The organism is Luteibacter sp. (assembly GCF_051958795.1).
GTDB lineage: Bacteria > Pseudomonadota > Gammaproteobacteria > Xanthomonadales > Rhodanobacteraceae > Luteibacter.
The window spans coordinates 1-13,783 of the sequence record NZ_JBQCFT010000279.1 but is presented as its reverse complement, the minus strand read 5'-3'; the positions used below and the strand labels follow the sequence as shown (position 1 = coordinate 13,783).

Annotated in this window: 14 protein-coding genes; 9 read left to right on the top strand and 5 right to left on the bottom strand. The window is 67.1% G+C overall.

Annotated elements, in window-relative coordinates; all coding sequences use genetic code 11:
- A partial coding sequence (locus ACTHLF_RS14665; RefSeq protein WP_440328095.1) for an NmrA family NAD(P)-binding protein occupies nt 1–425 on the bottom strand: 425 nt, incomplete at its 3' end.
- A gap of 103 nt (nt 426–528) precedes the next feature.
- Between ACTHLF_RS14665 and ACTHLF_RS14660 the strand changes: the two genes are divergently transcribed.
- From ACTHLF_RS14660 to ACTHLF_RS14630, 7 genes are all read left to right on the top strand, one after another.
- On the top strand, nt 529–1,422 hold the full coding sequence (locus ACTHLF_RS14660) for a LysR family transcriptional regulator (RefSeq protein ID WP_440328093.1): 894 nt from the start codon (nt 529–531) through the stop codon (nt 1,420–1,422).
- A gap of 117 nt (nt 1,423–1,539) precedes the next feature.
- Nucleotides 1,540–2,928, top strand: coding sequence for an alpha-L-fucosidase (locus tag ACTHLF_RS14655; RefSeq protein WP_440328091.1), 1,389 nt, complete (start codon nt 1,540–1,542; stop codon nt 2,926–2,928).
- A gap of 161 nt (nt 2,929–3,089) precedes the next feature.
- Nucleotides 3,090–3,356 (top strand): DksA/TraR family C4-type zinc finger protein, encoded by a 267-nt coding sequence (locus ACTHLF_RS14650; RefSeq protein ID WP_440328090.1) that lies wholly within the window; start codon nt 3,090–3,092, stop codon nt 3,354–3,356.
- Between the two features lie 41 nt (nt 3,357–3,397).
- A complete protein-coding gene (locus ACTHLF_RS14645) occupies nt 3,398–4,030 on the top strand; it encodes a histidine phosphatase family protein (RefSeq protein ID WP_440328088.1) in 633 nt (210 codons plus the stop codon).
- Between the two features lie 73 nt (nt 4,031–4,103).
- Nucleotides 4,104–5,936 (top strand): GGDEF domain-containing protein, encoded by a 1,833-nt coding sequence (locus tag ACTHLF_RS14640; protein ID WP_440328086.1) that lies wholly within the window; start codon nt 4,104–4,106, stop codon nt 5,934–5,936.
- 73 nt (nt 5,937–6,009) lie between these two features.
- Nucleotides 6,010–7,575, top strand: coding sequence for a methyl-accepting chemotaxis protein (locus ACTHLF_RS14635; protein WP_440328084.1), 1,566 nt, complete (start codon nt 6,010–6,012; stop codon nt 7,573–7,575).
- Between the two features lie 60 nt (nt 7,576–7,635).
- Nucleotides 7,636–8,376 carry a hypothetical protein gene (locus ACTHLF_RS14630; RefSeq protein ID WP_440328082.1) on the top strand — a complete coding sequence of 247 codons (741 nt, stop codon included), beginning with the start codon at nt 7,636–7,638 and terminating at the stop codon, nt 8,374–8,376.
- On the opposite strand, the gene ACTHLF_RS14625 is transcribed toward ACTHLF_RS14630, so the two are convergent.
- The 4 genes from ACTHLF_RS14625 to ACTHLF_RS14610 form a co-directional block, all read right to left on the bottom strand.
- Nucleotides 8,286–9,767 (bottom strand): DUF2867 domain-containing protein, encoded by a 1,482-nt coding sequence (locus ACTHLF_RS14625; RefSeq protein ID WP_440328081.1) that lies wholly within the window; start codon nt 9,765–9,767, stop codon nt 8,286–8,288. The genes ACTHLF_RS14630 and ACTHLF_RS14625 overlap by 91 nt on opposite strands.
- 32 nt (nt 9,768–9,799) lie before the next feature.
- A complete protein-coding gene (locus ACTHLF_RS14620) occupies nt 9,800–10,120 on the bottom strand; it encodes a metalloregulator ArsR/SmtB family transcription factor (protein WP_440328079.1) in 321 nt (106 codons plus the stop codon).
- 167 nt (nt 10,121–10,287) lie between these two features.
- Entirely contained in the window at nt 10,288–10,989 is a 702-nt protein-coding gene (locus tag ACTHLF_RS14615; RefSeq protein WP_440328078.1) for a DUF899 family protein, read from the bottom strand.
- Between the two features lie 14 nt (nt 10,990–11,003).
- Nucleotides 11,004–11,663, bottom strand: a complete 660-nt coding sequence (locus tag ACTHLF_RS14610) for a glutathione S-transferase family protein (RefSeq protein ID WP_440328077.1) — start codon at nt 11,661–11,663, stop codon at nt 11,004–11,006.
- Between the two features lie 103 nt (nt 11,664–11,766).
- On the opposite strand from ACTHLF_RS14610, the gene ACTHLF_RS14605 reads away from it, so the two are divergent.
- Together ACTHLF_RS14605 and ACTHLF_RS14600 are read left to right on the top strand one after the other, a co-directional pair.
- Nucleotides 11,767–13,014 carry an FAD-dependent oxidoreductase gene (locus ACTHLF_RS14605; protein WP_440328075.1) on the top strand — a complete coding sequence of 416 codons (1,248 nt, stop codon included), beginning with the start codon at nt 11,767–11,769 and terminating at the stop codon, nt 13,012–13,014.
- Nucleotides 13,011–13,783: L,D-transpeptidase (locus ACTHLF_RS14600; RefSeq protein ID WP_440328074.1), on the top strand; the 773-nt coding region annotated here is incomplete at its 3' end. The genes ACTHLF_RS14605 and ACTHLF_RS14600, both read left to right, overlap by 4 nt.

The window sequence follows — 13,783 nt, the reverse complement described above, 5'->3', positions numbered from 1 at the left end:
GCATCGTTCTGCATGAAGTACGACGGCCGCAGCACGGTGGCCGGAAGATCGAACTGCTCGATCATCCGCTCGATCGTGTACTTCACGGTGAAGTGCGGCACGTCGGTGAAGGTCTCCGCATTCAGCACCGAGAGATACACGAAGCGCTGGATCCCTGCGTCGCGGGCGAGCGTCAGCAGTGTTAGGCCCTGGTTGAGTTCGTCGGCCGTCACCGGGTTCAGCACGAACAGCGTATCGACGCCGGCCAGCGCGGCGCGGATGGCGTTGGGATCGGATGCCTCGCCGCCCACGGCACGAACGCCGGCGGGGCCGCGGTAATCGTCGGGACGACGGGTGAGGGCGCGCACATCGGCGCCAGCGGCGGCGAGGCGTTCAATGACGGCGGAACCGACCGAGCCGGTGGCGCCAGTGACGAGGATGCTCATGGGTGACTCCTGTGTGGGGTGGAATGTGCACAGGTTGCGCGTCTCGCATGCGGTACGATAGCCAGCGAAACGGGACACGTCGTCTCGCTAGTGAGACACCGCCATGGACCTCCTCGCCCTGGCCGATTTCAGCGCCGTGGCCACCCACCGGGGCTTCGGCGCCGCCAGCCGTGCCACCGGCAGGCCCAAGGCCACGCTTTCGCGCCGGGTGCGTGAGCTCGAGGACGCCTTGGGCGTGCGCCTGATCGAGCGCGGGGCGCGGCCGTTCCGCCTCACGGAGGAGGGCAGCCTGCTGCATGGTGAAACAGCCGGCATGCTCGGCCACATCGACAACGTCGCCGCGGACCTCGCCGCGGGCGCCGGCGGTCCGCGCGGCCGCCTGCGCATCAGCGTCCCCGTGTTGTTCGCCCAGCGCGGCGTCGGGCGGCTCGCCGCACGCTATGCGGCGCTGTATCCCGCCGTGGACCTGGAAGTGGTCGCCGACGATCGCTTCGTCGATCCCCTCGCGGAAGGTTTCGACCTGATCGTGCGCGCGAACCCCAGGCCGACCACGGAACTCGCGGGTCGCTGCTTCCTGCGCGATGGTTACATCGTCGCGGCACCACCTGCACTGACCCGACCGCGCGACGGCGAAGCATTCCCCGCCGTCGTCCTCCCGGCAATGGCACGCAGCGACACATGGCGCGTGGTCGATGGAAGGAAGCGCACGAGCATCGCGCCACGCACCGTGCTGCGCCTCTCGTCGATGGCGATGGTCTACGACGCGGTGCTGGAAGGCGTAGGCGCCGCGATGCTTCCCGCATCGCTGATCGCCGGTGACATCGCGAGTGGCAGGCTCGTCAGCTGGGGCCATATCGAAGGCGGCACGACCGAAGTGTGGGCGCTGTATCCACCGCAGCGCCATGTCGCGCCCAAGGTCTCCGCGTTCGTGAACCTGCTGGTGGAACACTTCAAGGACGCATCGCCGTCGCACTTCCGGGAACTCACGTTGACATGACGCGACGTTGCAGGTGAAAGTCGAGCGTCATGCCATCGCGGGGAGAGGGTGTTGAATCGTCGGGATTTCGCAAAGACGCTGGCGCTCGCCGGCGCAGTGGGTAGCAGTTTGTTTCCAGTGAAACAAGCGTTCGCGCAGGCACCCAGGACGTCGCGCGGCGTGGTGGTGGATCCCGCGAAGCTGCGCGACCTGCAGCAGGCGTTCCTCGAACTCCGCTTCGGCATGTTCATCCACCTCAACATGGCCACGTTCGAGGAGCGCGAGTGGGGCGATCCGCTGCTCTCGCCGAAGCTGTTCAACCCGAAGCACCTGGATCCCGCGCAGTGGGCGAGTGCGGCGAAGTCCGCCGGCATGGGCTACGCGTGCCTCACCACGAAACACCACGACGGCTTCTGCCTCTGGCCGACGAAAACCGGCAGCGCCAACGTCATGCAGTCGTCGTACCCGCACGACGTGGTGCGTGCGTACGTCGATGCATTCCGTAAAGCCGGCCTCAAGGTCTGCCTGTACTTCTCCATCCTGGACCTGCGCCAGGATATCCGCGCGCGCACCGTCACGCCGGAGAAGATCGCGCTGATCAAGGCGCAGATCACCGAGCTGCTCACGAATTACGGCCCGCTGACCGCACTGATCCTCGACGGATGGAATGCCTCGTGGTCGCGCATCTCGTACGAGCAGCTGCCGTATCGCGAGATCTACGACCTGGTGAAGTCGCTGCAGCCGGATTGCCTGCTCACCGACCACAACGCAGGCAGCTATCCTGGCACCGCGCTGTACTACACGGACATCAAGCAATACGAGCAGCACGCCGGGCAGAAGATCCCGCCCGACAGCCCCGTGCCGTCGCAATCGGGCACCACGCTGCAAAGCGACTGGTTCTGGAAGAAGGCTTACCCGACGTCCGAACTCGCATCGGCGCAGACCATCGTCGATGACTGGCTGAAACCCTTCAACGCCAACCACTGCAACCTGATCCTCAACGTGGCGCCGAACCGCGATGGCCGTTTCGACGACAACGCCGTGGCCCGACTCGCCGAGATCGGCAAGCTGTGGAAGCCGGAAGGCAAGGTCGCGGAAATCACGCAACAGGTGACCATCACCACGCCCAATCTCGCCGCGGGCAAGCCCGCATGGGCCAGTGCCAGCGATGAAGCGGTCGGTCCCGATCTCGCCTTCGACGACAACTTCCGCACGTACTGGCTTGCCGACCGCGGTAAGGAAGAGGGCTGGATCGAAGTGCGCTTCCAGGCGCCCGTCGCGTTCAACACGTTGTCGATCGTGGAGCCGCGCGACGACAAGGACTATGGCAGCACCAGCCGCATCACCGCCTACAAGGCGCAAGTGGAGCAGGGCGGTGCATGGGTGGATATCGCCAGCGGCGCCACGCCTGCTGCTTACCAGTTCCACGAGATCCCGCGAACCACGGCCACCCGCGTGCGCCTGTGGGTAAAGGGCCGCCAGCCCGGCATCACCGAGTTCGGCCTGTACGACGAACCGCGCGCCTGAAGCTGTCTCGTAGCCGCGCACCTTTCTGTGGGAGCGCGCTCGCTCGCGATTCACGCCGCGAAGACCTAACCTGTTGAAACGTAGGTTTTTGTCCGCACTTATGGAGCATCGCGCGCAAGCGCGCTCCGACAGAAAGAGCTAAGCGCGCCGGGAGGTGCACCATGGCAACCGGTTGGGCGGGCGACACCGCCGTTCAGGACCAGATCGACGCCACCGTGGATGACGCGGTGAAGCGCGTGCGCAGCCAGATGGCGAAGGGTCCCGGCCTCGAGCGCTGCGAGGAATGCGACAAGCCGATCCCCGAGGCGCGCCGCAAGGCCGTGCCCGGCGTTCGCCTGTGCGTCGCCTGCCAGGAGGCCGCCGACCGTGAAGAAGCCACGTTCAGTGGCTATAACCGGCGCGGCAGCAAGGACAGCCAGTTGCGCTGAGGTTTACCATCGGGATTCCCCTGAGCCGCAAAGACCCCACGATGCTCGAGCACCTGATCGTCTGCCGCCACGGCGAAACCGTCTGGAATATTGAACGCCGCGCGCCGGGCCGCGCGGACAGCCCGCTCACCGATGCCGGCATCGCGCAGGCCCGCAGCCTCGGCCGTGCGCTCGCCGCGCGCGGCATCGAGCATGTGGTGTCGTCGACCCTGGGGCGCGCACTACATACCGCCGAGATCGTCGCGGATATCGCCGGATGCACGGTGTCGGTCGATGAGCGCCTCGTCGAGCGTTCGTTCGGCGAGCTGGAAGGGCAGAACTTCGACCAGATGGCGCTGGACCCGATGTGGACGGCCGTCGTCCGTTGCACTGACCCCGATGCCACCGCGCCGGGGTCCGAGTCGCTTCGCGAGGTCGCTGCGCGCGTGCTGGCCGCGCTGCACGATGCGCGCGCCTTGCCTTACCGCACCGTTGCCGTCATCACGCATGGCCAGTCGATTTCGGCACTTTTGGGCACGCTCCACGCGAGCAGCGACTTCTCGGCCTTCCGCCATGGCAACTGCGGCTACACGCCCCTGCATGTCCAGGAGGGCGGTTTCACGGCCGATGCATGGAACATCGACCCGCTCGCCGTGGCCGAGGCTGAAACATCGCTTGTCACAGATCAGAAATAATTGATTTAGAACGGATTATTAAAGTTAGGATGGCTGGCTGCCGATAACGGGGCAGTTCACCTGCCATCCCATCATGCCCACCAGCCATTCCACCAGCGGCCGCGAGCTGTCACCGATCGAGCAGGTCCTCTCCGGGGCCGCGCTGTCGGCCGTGTTCCAGCCGGTCATCCGGGTGGAGAATGGCGAGGTCGTGGCCCACGAGGGGCTGATCCGCTGCGCGCTGCCGCAGCTGGAGCTCACGCCTACCGACCTGCTCGACCTGGCGCGTACCCGCGGCCGCCTCGGCGAGTTCGAACTGATGGCGGCGCGCCGCGTGGCCGAGCGCTTCGTCGAGCTGGGGCTTCAAGGGCGACTGCTCGTGAACCTCAGCGCCCAGGCGGTCATGCACGAGGGCCTGGCCGCCGATGACGTCATCGCCGCGCTGACCGTGCCGGGGCTGGACCTCGGCCGGGTCACGATCGAACTCACCGAGCGCGATATCGTGGAGAACGCCGCCCGGCTGGCCCATGCGCTCGGCTTCCTGCGCGCCCGCGGCGTCCGCGTGGCCCTGGATGACTTCGGCAACGGCCACTCGAACTTCGAGATGTGGAACGAGATCCACCCGGAAGTGGTGAAGATCGACCGCTATCTCATCAATGGCCTGGCGAACAGCGCGGAGCGGCTCGCGATCGTGCGCGCGCTGTGCACCGTGGCGGAGACGCTGGGCGCCGACCTCGTCGGTGAAGGCGTCGAGGACGAGGCGGACCTGCGCATGTTGCGCGAGCTCGGCATCCCGTATGCCCAGGGCTTCCTCATCGCCCGCCCTTCGGATACGCCCGTCGCCAACGTGCCCGAGCATGTCGCCGCCGCGCTGCGCCGTGCGCATGTCCCCGTGCCGCCGCGACCCAGTGGGCCCGTCTCGGCGCGGCCGCTCACGGCGGGCCACATGCTTATCGATGCCCCGGCCGTCGCGCCGCGGCAAAGCAACGACGATATTGCTGACGTATTCGCGGCACATCCGCTGCTGCACGCGGTCGCGGTGGTGGATGCGGGCGTGCCCGTCGGTATCGTCAACCGGCGTACGTTCACCGAGCGCATGGCGCAGCCGTTCGCCCGCGAGCTGTTCGGGCGCAAGCCGTGCACCAGCTTCATGCATGCCGAGCCGCTGCTGTGCGATGAAGAGATGCCGTTGCAGAGCATGGCTGACATCCTCCGCGGCGAAGACCAGCGCTACCTCAGCGATGGCTTCATCATCACCTCGGGTGGGCACTACCTCGGGTTGGGCACGGGTGAATCGCTCGTACGCCGCGTCACTGAGATCCGCGTGGAAGCCGCACGCTATGCGAACCCGCTGACCTTCCTGCCCGGCAACCTGCCGGTCAGCGAACACATCGGGCGCCTGCTCCAGGCCGGGCGGCCGTTCGCCGCCGCCTACTTCGACCTCGATAACTTCAAGCCTTTCAACGACCAGTACGGCTACTTCCGCGGCGATGAAATGATCCGCCTGCTGGCCAGCGTGCTCACCGGCGACCTGCGCCACGATGCCGACTTCGTCGGCCATATCGGTGGCGACGATTTCATGGTGGTGTTCCAGGGCGCCGACTGGTCGTCGCGTTGCGACGGCATGCGGGTTCGCTTCAACGCGATGGCCGGCAACCTGTTCGATGATGTCGACCGCGAGCGCGGTGGCATCGAGAGCGACGACCGCCATGGGCACCGCCGCTTCTTCCCGATCACGACAGTGGCAGTGGGCGTCGCGTGGTTCGGCGACGAGTTTCCCGCCGATGCCGAAGCGGTCGCGAGCCTGGCGGCCTCCGCCAAGCGCGTCGCCAAGAACGCCGGCCTGGGCATGCACGTGGTGACGTGGCGGAACGACGACGACATCCTCGCGTCACACCATATTCAAGCCATTGAAATAAAAGAGTAATTTTAGATATCGGGTCTAAAGTTGCCGAAAATGCGGCCGATGGGTGTGCTGTCCCCACCCCCGAGCCACCCCCATGCGCCTCCCTCTTATCCATCTCCCCACGCTTACCCTGCGCGCGCGGCTAGCCCTGCGCCTCGCCGGCACCATCCTCCTGCTGCTCGCCCTGTGGATCGTCGGCGGCCTCCAGCTGCGCCAGGCCAACGGGCGCCTGCAGTCCGTCGTCGGCGAGACGCTGGCGCCGGTCGCGAACGTCGGCCGCATACAGAACGACTACAACGACCTGCTTGATTCGCTCGTCCACGCCACGCTGGCGCGGCTGCCCTCGGCGACCGACGACGCGGTGACCGCCATCCAGGCCAACCGCCACGACATCGACAAGCAGTGGAAGGAACTGGAAGCCAGCGGACTAGGCCAGCAGCAGAAGAAGCTCGTGGCACTGGCCGCCGAACATCGCAAGGCGGCTGACGAAGCCGTCAACGGCGTCGTCGAGCTGCTCAAGGCGGAGCAGTACGACATCGCGCCGCTGCAGCTCTCCAACGACGTGCAGTCCGCCGTCGGTCCGCTGAAGAGCGACTTCTCCAACCTGTTCCAGCTCGCGCTCACGGGCGGCAAGGCCGAGGCGGAGGCACAGCAGGCCGACGTCCACCGTGGCGCCGTGTTCTCCGCGATCCTCCTGGGCGTGGCCCTGCTGATCGCCAGCGTCATGGACCTCGCTATCATCCGCTCGCTGCAGCGCCGCCTGCGCCAGGCGCGTGAAGTGGCGGCCGCCATCGCGCGTGGCACGCTGGGCACCCCCATCGACGTGGGCCGCACCGATGAGATCGGCGACCTGCTCGCCTCGCTGGCGGCCATGGACGCACAGCTGGGCAACGTCGTCGTGCAGGTCCGCGACCGCGCCGATCACGTGGCCCAGGTGGCCAGCGGCATCGCGCAGGGCAACGATGCCCTCAACGATCGCACGCGCACACAGGCCGAGCACCTCGAGCACACCTCATCGTCGATGCGCGACATGGCTAACGCCGCGCGCGGTGGCCTCGGTCATGCGACCGCCGCGAACCATGCGGTGGTCGAGGCACGCGCGATGACCGATGAGGGCCAGCGTGTCGCCCTCGACGCCATCGACAACATGCGCGCGATCCAGCAGGGTAGTGAGCGCATGGGTGAAGTGCTGGACCTCGTCGACCAGGTCGCCTTCCAGACCAACCTGCTCGCGCTGAACGCCGCGGTGGAAGCGGCACGTGCCGGCGAGCATGGCCGCGGCTTCGCGGTCGTCGCCCACGAGGTGCGCGAGCTCGCGCAGCGCTGTGCCGCCGCCGCGCGTGACATCCGCGGGCTGATCACCTCCAGCGACGAGGCCGTGCAGGCCGGCGTCCAGTCGGTCGACCGCGCAAGCGCGGTGCTCTCCGGCATCGGCGAGCGGGTCAGCGCCCTGTCGACCCTGGTGGCCGATGTCATGGCAGCGACGCAGGGCCAGACCAGCGGCATCGAACAGGTCAACGGCGCGATCGTCGTGATCGACGAAACCACCCGGGAGAACGCCGCCCTGGTCGAGCAGGCCGCCTCGGCCAGCCGCGCCATGCGCGAAAGCGCCGAGAGCCTGCGCCGCGAGGTGGCTTACTTCACGCTTGAAGCGGCCTGACGCTTGCCGTGGCCTGGCGGCCGCGTTGTACGCTACCGCCAGACCACGGGGGAACGCAGGATGCTGAGGTTGGCCTGTTCGGGCGGCATGGCCGCCGCGTTGTTCCTTCTCGCCTCGCAAGCGCTGGCAGCATCTCCGCCCGTCCGGCGCATCGACATCAGCGTAAGCGAGAGTGGCATGTTCGATAGCAGGGGGGCCCGTGTGTCGATCGCGCCACGCGGTGCTGCCTACCGGTACGAGGGTCGTGTCACGGCCAGCCACGCCAGCCATGGCGAAGACCGGAATACGTTCGAAGGACGCATGAAAGGCGTCGCCTGGCAGCCCGATCCCGACGACGCCGACGATGCCGACACCTACAACCCCGTGGACGACCTACTGCGCGCGTTGCGTGCAGAACCCGTCAGCGAAGACCAATGGCTCGATCGCACGACGCAGGAGGCCCTGGAGCGCAGTTGCCACAAGGGCACGAGGGCGGACGACGTCCGTGCGGCGTTGGACAAGCGTTACCAAGTCGAACTGTCCGACGGCGGCCAGACGCGATACCAGGTAGACGTCACGCTGGCTGACGGTACGCATCTCAAGGCGGTCTCGTCGGAAGACCATGCCGTGCCGTGGACCGTCAATGGCGTGGCGACGTGGAACCTCGATATTCCCACCGCGCTCGCCGGACTTATCCCGTCAGACACCGGTTTTCGCGATCGCCTGCTACATTACTTCAGTGACCAGATACTGGGTGACACCGCCGTCGACGACCCTGCCGCACAGGAACGGCTTGCCGTGTTGCTGACTCGTTGCCGGTAAACGACCGGCTGGTGAGGCAACGCGAACGCATACGACACCGCGCGTCGCATCATCGACGGGCTGACATAGCGGCGGTGCACGCCCTGGATCGCGCGGATGTAGAGGCGACCGAAGGTGTTGTGGCAGTGCACGCGCGTTCCCAGCGCCACGTCGGCATGGCCGTTCACGACGCGCACCGCGACGCAGGAACGAAAGCGCAGGTGGCGGTCGTTCGCGCCGAGGATGACCTGTGCGTAAGAGCCATCCAGGGCCACCTGCTGCGCGTGGACGGGGAAGCGACCGGCAAAGACGTTCGCGTCGACCGGCCCAAGCAGGGAGGAAACCGGGCACCCCAGTGGCGACGTGCGCAGACCGAGCGGCTTCACGAGCGCGTTCCGTAGCGCCATCAGCCGGGTGACGCCGCGCGGTGGGTCGTTGACGAACCCGTCAAGGATCGCGGCCAGTAGCACCTCGGCACGCGTGCTTTCCGGCAGTCGCTCCGCGACCACGAGGCGGAAAGTATCTTCATGGTCGAAGCCGTCGGCCAGCTGCCCGCGAAGTAGCGAATCCGGATCCGCCGCATCCAGCTCCACCACCGTCTGCCATCCCAGCGTTTCCCGGAGGAAGCCACCGGCTCGACGCAGCGTGGCAAGCCGCGCGCGCATCGCTCCCATCACCCTGCGGGCGAAGCCGCACAGGGAAACCTGCAGCGAATCCGGCGCCGCTTCGAGCGACAGTGCGACGACCGGCACGTGCAGCTGGTCAGCAGGCATCCGTTCCATCCACGCCTGCACGGCCTCCGGCAACACCTCGGTCAGCGACGGAATGCTTGCATCGCCAGCCAGCACCTGCGCGCGCAACGCGGGATCAAGCGCGCCGCCCAGCTCGTTCGTGTGGCACGAGAGTGCGAAGAATGCCGGATGGCTGCCATGCGTGCGCAGCGGCAGGAACTGGTGCCAGGTGCCTCCGCCGAAGCGCACGGTGAAAAGGCAATCCGGCGGAATGGTCACGTGGCGAAGCGCCCGCGCGAAGTTCGCCGGGTCGCTCTCCAGTTCGGCCGAGGTAGCCGTGCTGAAGCGAAGGAGTGCGCCACCACTGCCAGAAACCGCGGTGAACACGCGATGTCCGGCATGGCGATGGAACGGGTGGCCCTTTGCCCCCACGGCGCAGGTGTAGAGCGACGTCGCGTCGCCTTGCTCGAAATGGGTTCCACCCAGGCGCGCCGAGGGTTCATCAAGCTCATCGATGAAGGAAGGATGCGCGCGCTGGAGCGCACCCGCCGAGGCGGCCACCTGGCTGCCGGCGCCATGCCCGAGCTGGGCGATGAGGTTCACCTCGACGGGCAGCCCGCCTGCGGCGGGAACGATCGTGGCGGAGGGAAACGATGCGGTGGCTTGCGAACGGTACGACATGGAAACTCCCCTTTCCGATGGCGCCGGCGCGGTCAGCCGGTGGTTTTCTTCGTGGCGATGCGGCGCGATTCGCGCTTCAGCGGCTTGCCCACGGGGCAGATCTCGAAGGCGAAGCCGGTGAGCGTGTTGACCAGGCTGTCCCGGTTGAGCTGGTAGACGACGAACTGGCCGCGCTTTTCGCTGCTGACCAGGCCCGCGGCCTCCAGCACCGAAAGATGCCGGGAGATCGATGGTGCGCTCATGTCGAAGCGGCTGGCGATCTCGCCCGCGGTCATTTCCGTGGCGGAAAGGTAGGCCAGGATCTCCCGGCGCGGCCGGGAGGCTAGGGCTTCGAACACCTGGTCGATGGCCATGTATGTTTCGCTATTTAGCAAAGTTGCTAAGTATCTAAGCGCGGAATCCCCGGCGAGTCAAGCCCCGATAGCCGTGTGTGGGAGCGCGCTCACGCGCGATGTGGCCTGTCGCGAGGTCCCATCGCGTGCAAGCACGCTCCCACAAGAGCGGTTACGGTGGTGAGCGCTCAGTAATCCAGCTTGGGATACCAGTCAGCCCTGCGTCCTTCAGGCGTGCAATCGATCACGGTCCACAGGGGCATCAGGTCGGGCGCGCCACGCGGGTCCTGGCCGGGATCCGACGACTCGAAGCCCATCTCGCCGGACCAGAAGTGGCGCACGCTGCCGTCGCGGCGGGTGAATACGTTGAAGCCGGGGATGTCGTTGCCCTGGTCGTCGATCGCGTAGAAGTCGCGGCTGAAGTTGCCGTTCGCATCGGTATAGAACGCCAGGTGCTGCCAGCCACGCTCGCGCGCGAACGCCTGCATGCGTTCGACCGGTGAGCGCGAGATCACGGCGAGCGCCATGTTCTGTTCGATGTCCCGGGCTTCGCCATCCCAGGCGGAGAGCAGCGACGTGCACATCGGGCAGGGTTTCTCGCGCTGCGGGCCGAACATCCAGCTGTACGTTGCGAGGGTCTGCTTGTCGCCGAACAGTCCCTTGAAATCGACGGGGCCATGGGCGCCGATGAACTGGTAGTCACCGGTGACGGCGCCACCGGGTGGCAGCGCGCGGCGCTGTTCGGCGACGCGTTCGATCTGGCGGCGCAGCTCGATTTCTTCGGCGAGCAGCGCCGTGCGCGCGGCGCGGTACTCGGCGCTCTCATTCGGCATGCGCATGGGGCTGCGCGCGGCGAGGACGGTGGCGGGGGTCAGGGGTTCTGCACTCATGCGGTATCTCCTGGTCAGTCGCGATCGGGCGCGCCAAGGGGGAAGAGCGCGCGATAGGGGCGGGCTTCGTCGACGGCCCGCGCGAAGGACGGCCGTGCGAGCAGCCGCTGCCGGTAAGCGTGGATGTGCGTGAAACGCGGATCGATCGGATGGGTCCAGTCGGCATAGAACAGCGAGGGCGCGGCACTGCAATCGGCCAGGCTGAACGCATCGCCCACCGCCCAGGTCCTTCCGGTGAGATATCCGTCCAGCCAGCCATACGCGGTATCCAGCAGCGCGCGGTGCTGGGCCACGCCAAGCGGATCGTGCTGATGGGCCGCCCGCATGGCGTCGTTCACGACCGCCTGCAGTGGCGTGGAAATGTAGTTGTCGAAGAAGCGGTCGAGGTTACGCACTTCCAGCGCGGCCTTGCGGTCCTCCGGCAGCAGGGCGACGGGCCCGGGGTGGTAAAGCTGCAGGTACTCGATGATGGTGCTGGCTTCGGTGACCACGCGCTTGCCGTCGACCAGCACCGGGAACCGCCGGAGGGGCCAAAGTTCGGCGAACTCCGCATAAATCTCCGGCGTCTCGGGTGAAAGCATCTTCCATTCGAACCGCGTGCCGTTTTCGTACAGAGCAATCAGCGCCTTCTGGCAATACGACGAAAACGGGTGGGCATACAGCTTCAGCGTCACGGGCGGCTCCTCGTTGCAAACGGGGTCTCTACCTTCCCGTCGAACGAGCCGGGCCGACTTCGACAAACCGGCTTGCTATGCTCGGCAAAGACAGGGAGGTGCCATGAAAATCGCGATCGTGGGCTATGGAACAGCGGGGCAGGCCAGCGCCATCCTGCTCGCCGCCCAGGGCCATGAGGTTACCGTGTTCGAAAAGAGCCCGTCGCTGGGCCCGGTCGGCGCGGGTTTCCTGCTCCAGCCCACCGGGCTGGCCGTGCTCGACCGGATGGGCCTCGGCGACCAGGCGCTGGCGCTGGGCCAGCGGATCGACCAACTGCAGGGCCACACACCGCGTGGGCGTGCGGTCATGGATATGCGCTACGCCGATCGCCGTGAAGGCTGCTTTGGCCTCGGCATGACGCGGGGTGCTTTGTTCGAGCTGCTACGGGGCGCCCATGCCGATGCGCGCCGTGTGCGCACCGGCGTGCGCATCACCCGCTACGACGACGAAACGCACGAACTCGAGGACGATGCGGGCGGCTGGCATGGTCCGTTCGACCTCGTGGTAGCGGCGGACGGTGCGCACTCCGCGGTTCGCCCCCATTGCACGGGCAACGTGCGCCGCGAATCGCTCTACCGCTGGGGCGCGGTGTGGTGCCTGCTGCGCATCGACGACTGGCCCGATCCGACGACGCTGTTGCAGCGTTACGCCGGCACCCGTGCCATGATCGGCATGCTGCCGGTCGGCACGCGGCCGGGCCATGAGGGTCGCTGGGTCACCTTCTACTGGAGCTTGCCCGGCGACCAGGTCGATGCTTTCGACGACGCCGGCGTGGCCGCGATGAAGGCGGCGGTACACGGTATCTGGCCCGGCATCTCGCCCCATCTCGCCCACCTCGAACACGCCGATCAGCTCAACCGCGCCCGCTACAGGGATGTGGTGCTGCGGGCGCCCCACCACGGGCGGCTCGTGGTCATCGGCGACGCCGCGCACGCCATGAGCCCGCAGCTGGGGCAGGGCGTGAACATGGCCTTGCTCGACGCCGCTGCGCTGGCCGATGCACTGGCTGCCCACGCGACGCTGGAGACCGCGCTCGACGCCTACCGCAGGCAGCGGCACGCCCACGTCCGCATCTACCAGCGCATGAGCCGCTGGCTCACTCCGCTCTTCCAGTCGGGGTACACGCCCCTCGGCTGGTGTCGTGACGTCGCCTTTGGCCCGTTGGGTCGTGCGCCAGGTGCGCGCGGCGCGATGCTGAGTATCCTCACGGGCGAGGCCGGACACCGCCGGACCATACCTTTGGCTGAGAGCGGCAAGCCGGTGGAAGGCATTACCCTCGACGCCCAAAGCACCCAGGGAGTTCCGCCATGACCCGCCTGCTCGCCCGCCTCGTCCTGTGCGTGGCCATTGCCACCGCTACACACGCCGCGGTTGCCGCCGTGCCCACCTGGGGTGCGAAGCAATCCAGCCCGGCGGACACGCCGCCGTCGGCACTGAAGCCCGGCGAATGGATCTGGGGTGGTGCGCCCATGGCGCCGGGCCCCATGGCGGTCATCGTGAGCCTCACCGAGCAGAAGGCCTACGCGTACCGCAACGGCATCCTCGTCGGCGTGACCACGGTCAGCACCGGCAAGAAGGGCCATGAAACGCCGACCGGCGTATTCACCATCCTGCAGAAAGACAAGGACCACAAATCCAACGTCTACAACGCGGCGCCGATGCCGTACCAGCAACGGCTCACCTGGGACGGCGTGGCGCTGCATGCCGGTGGCCTGCCGGGCTACCCGGAGTCGCACGGTTGCGTGCACATGCCCACCGAATTCGCGAAGCTGCTGTTCGCGGCGACAAACATGGGCATGACGGTGGTGGTGGCGGAAGAGGGCACGGCGCCGGTGACGGTGGTTCACCCGAGCGCGGTGATCCCGATCGACCCGCGCAACGGCAAGGACCTTGCGGTTGCGCCGTTGATGAATGGCGAGATGTACAGCTGGAATCCCGATGCTTCGCCCACGGGTCCGATTTCCATGGTGCTCAGCGTGCCCGACCAGCGCGTGATCGTGCTCCGCAACGGCATCGAGATCGGCCGCGCGAAAGTCGAGGTGAGCAACCCGCTCGTCGGCACGCACGCGTACATCGTGTC

Excerpts from the sequence above, each read along its gene's own strand:
- ACTHLF_RS14660 (WP_440328093.1), top strand. The coding sequence starts at position 529 with ATGGACCTCCTCGCCCTGGCCGATTTCAGCGCCGTGGCCACCCACCGG.
- ACTHLF_RS14650 (WP_440328090.1), top strand. The coding sequence starts at position 3,090 with ATGGCAACCGGTTGGGCGGGCGACACCGCCGTTCAGGACCAGATCGAC.
- ACTHLF_RS14645 (WP_440328088.1), top strand. The coding sequence starts at position 3,398 with ATGCTCGAGCACCTGATCGTCTGCCGCCACGGCGAAACCGTCTGGAAT.
- ACTHLF_RS14640 (WP_440328086.1), top strand. The coding sequence starts at position 4,104 with ATGCCCACCAGCCATTCCACCAGCGGCCGCGAGCTGTCACCGATCGAG.
- ACTHLF_RS14635 (WP_440328084.1), top strand. The coding sequence starts at position 6,010 with ATGCGCCTCCCTCTTATCCATCTCCCCACGCTTACCCTGCGCGCGCGG.
- ACTHLF_RS14630 (WP_440328082.1), top strand. The coding sequence starts at position 7,636 with ATGCTGAGGTTGGCCTGTTCGGGCGGCATGGCCGCCGCGTTGTTCCTT.
- ACTHLF_RS14625 (WP_440328081.1), bottom strand. The coding sequence starts at position 9,767 with ATGTCGTACCGTTCGCAAGCCACCGCATCGTTTCCCTCCGCCACGATC.
- ACTHLF_RS14620 (WP_440328079.1), bottom strand. The coding sequence starts at position 10,120 with ATGGCCATCGACCAGGTGTTCGAAGCCCTAGCCTCCCGGCCGCGCCGG.
- ACTHLF_RS14615 (WP_440328078.1), bottom strand. The coding sequence starts at position 10,989 with ATGAGTGCAGAACCCCTGACCCCCGCCACCGTCCTCGCCGCGCGCAGC.
- ACTHLF_RS14605 (WP_440328075.1), top strand. The coding sequence starts at position 11,767 with ATGAAAATCGCGATCGTGGGCTATGGAACAGCGGGGCAGGCCAGCGCC.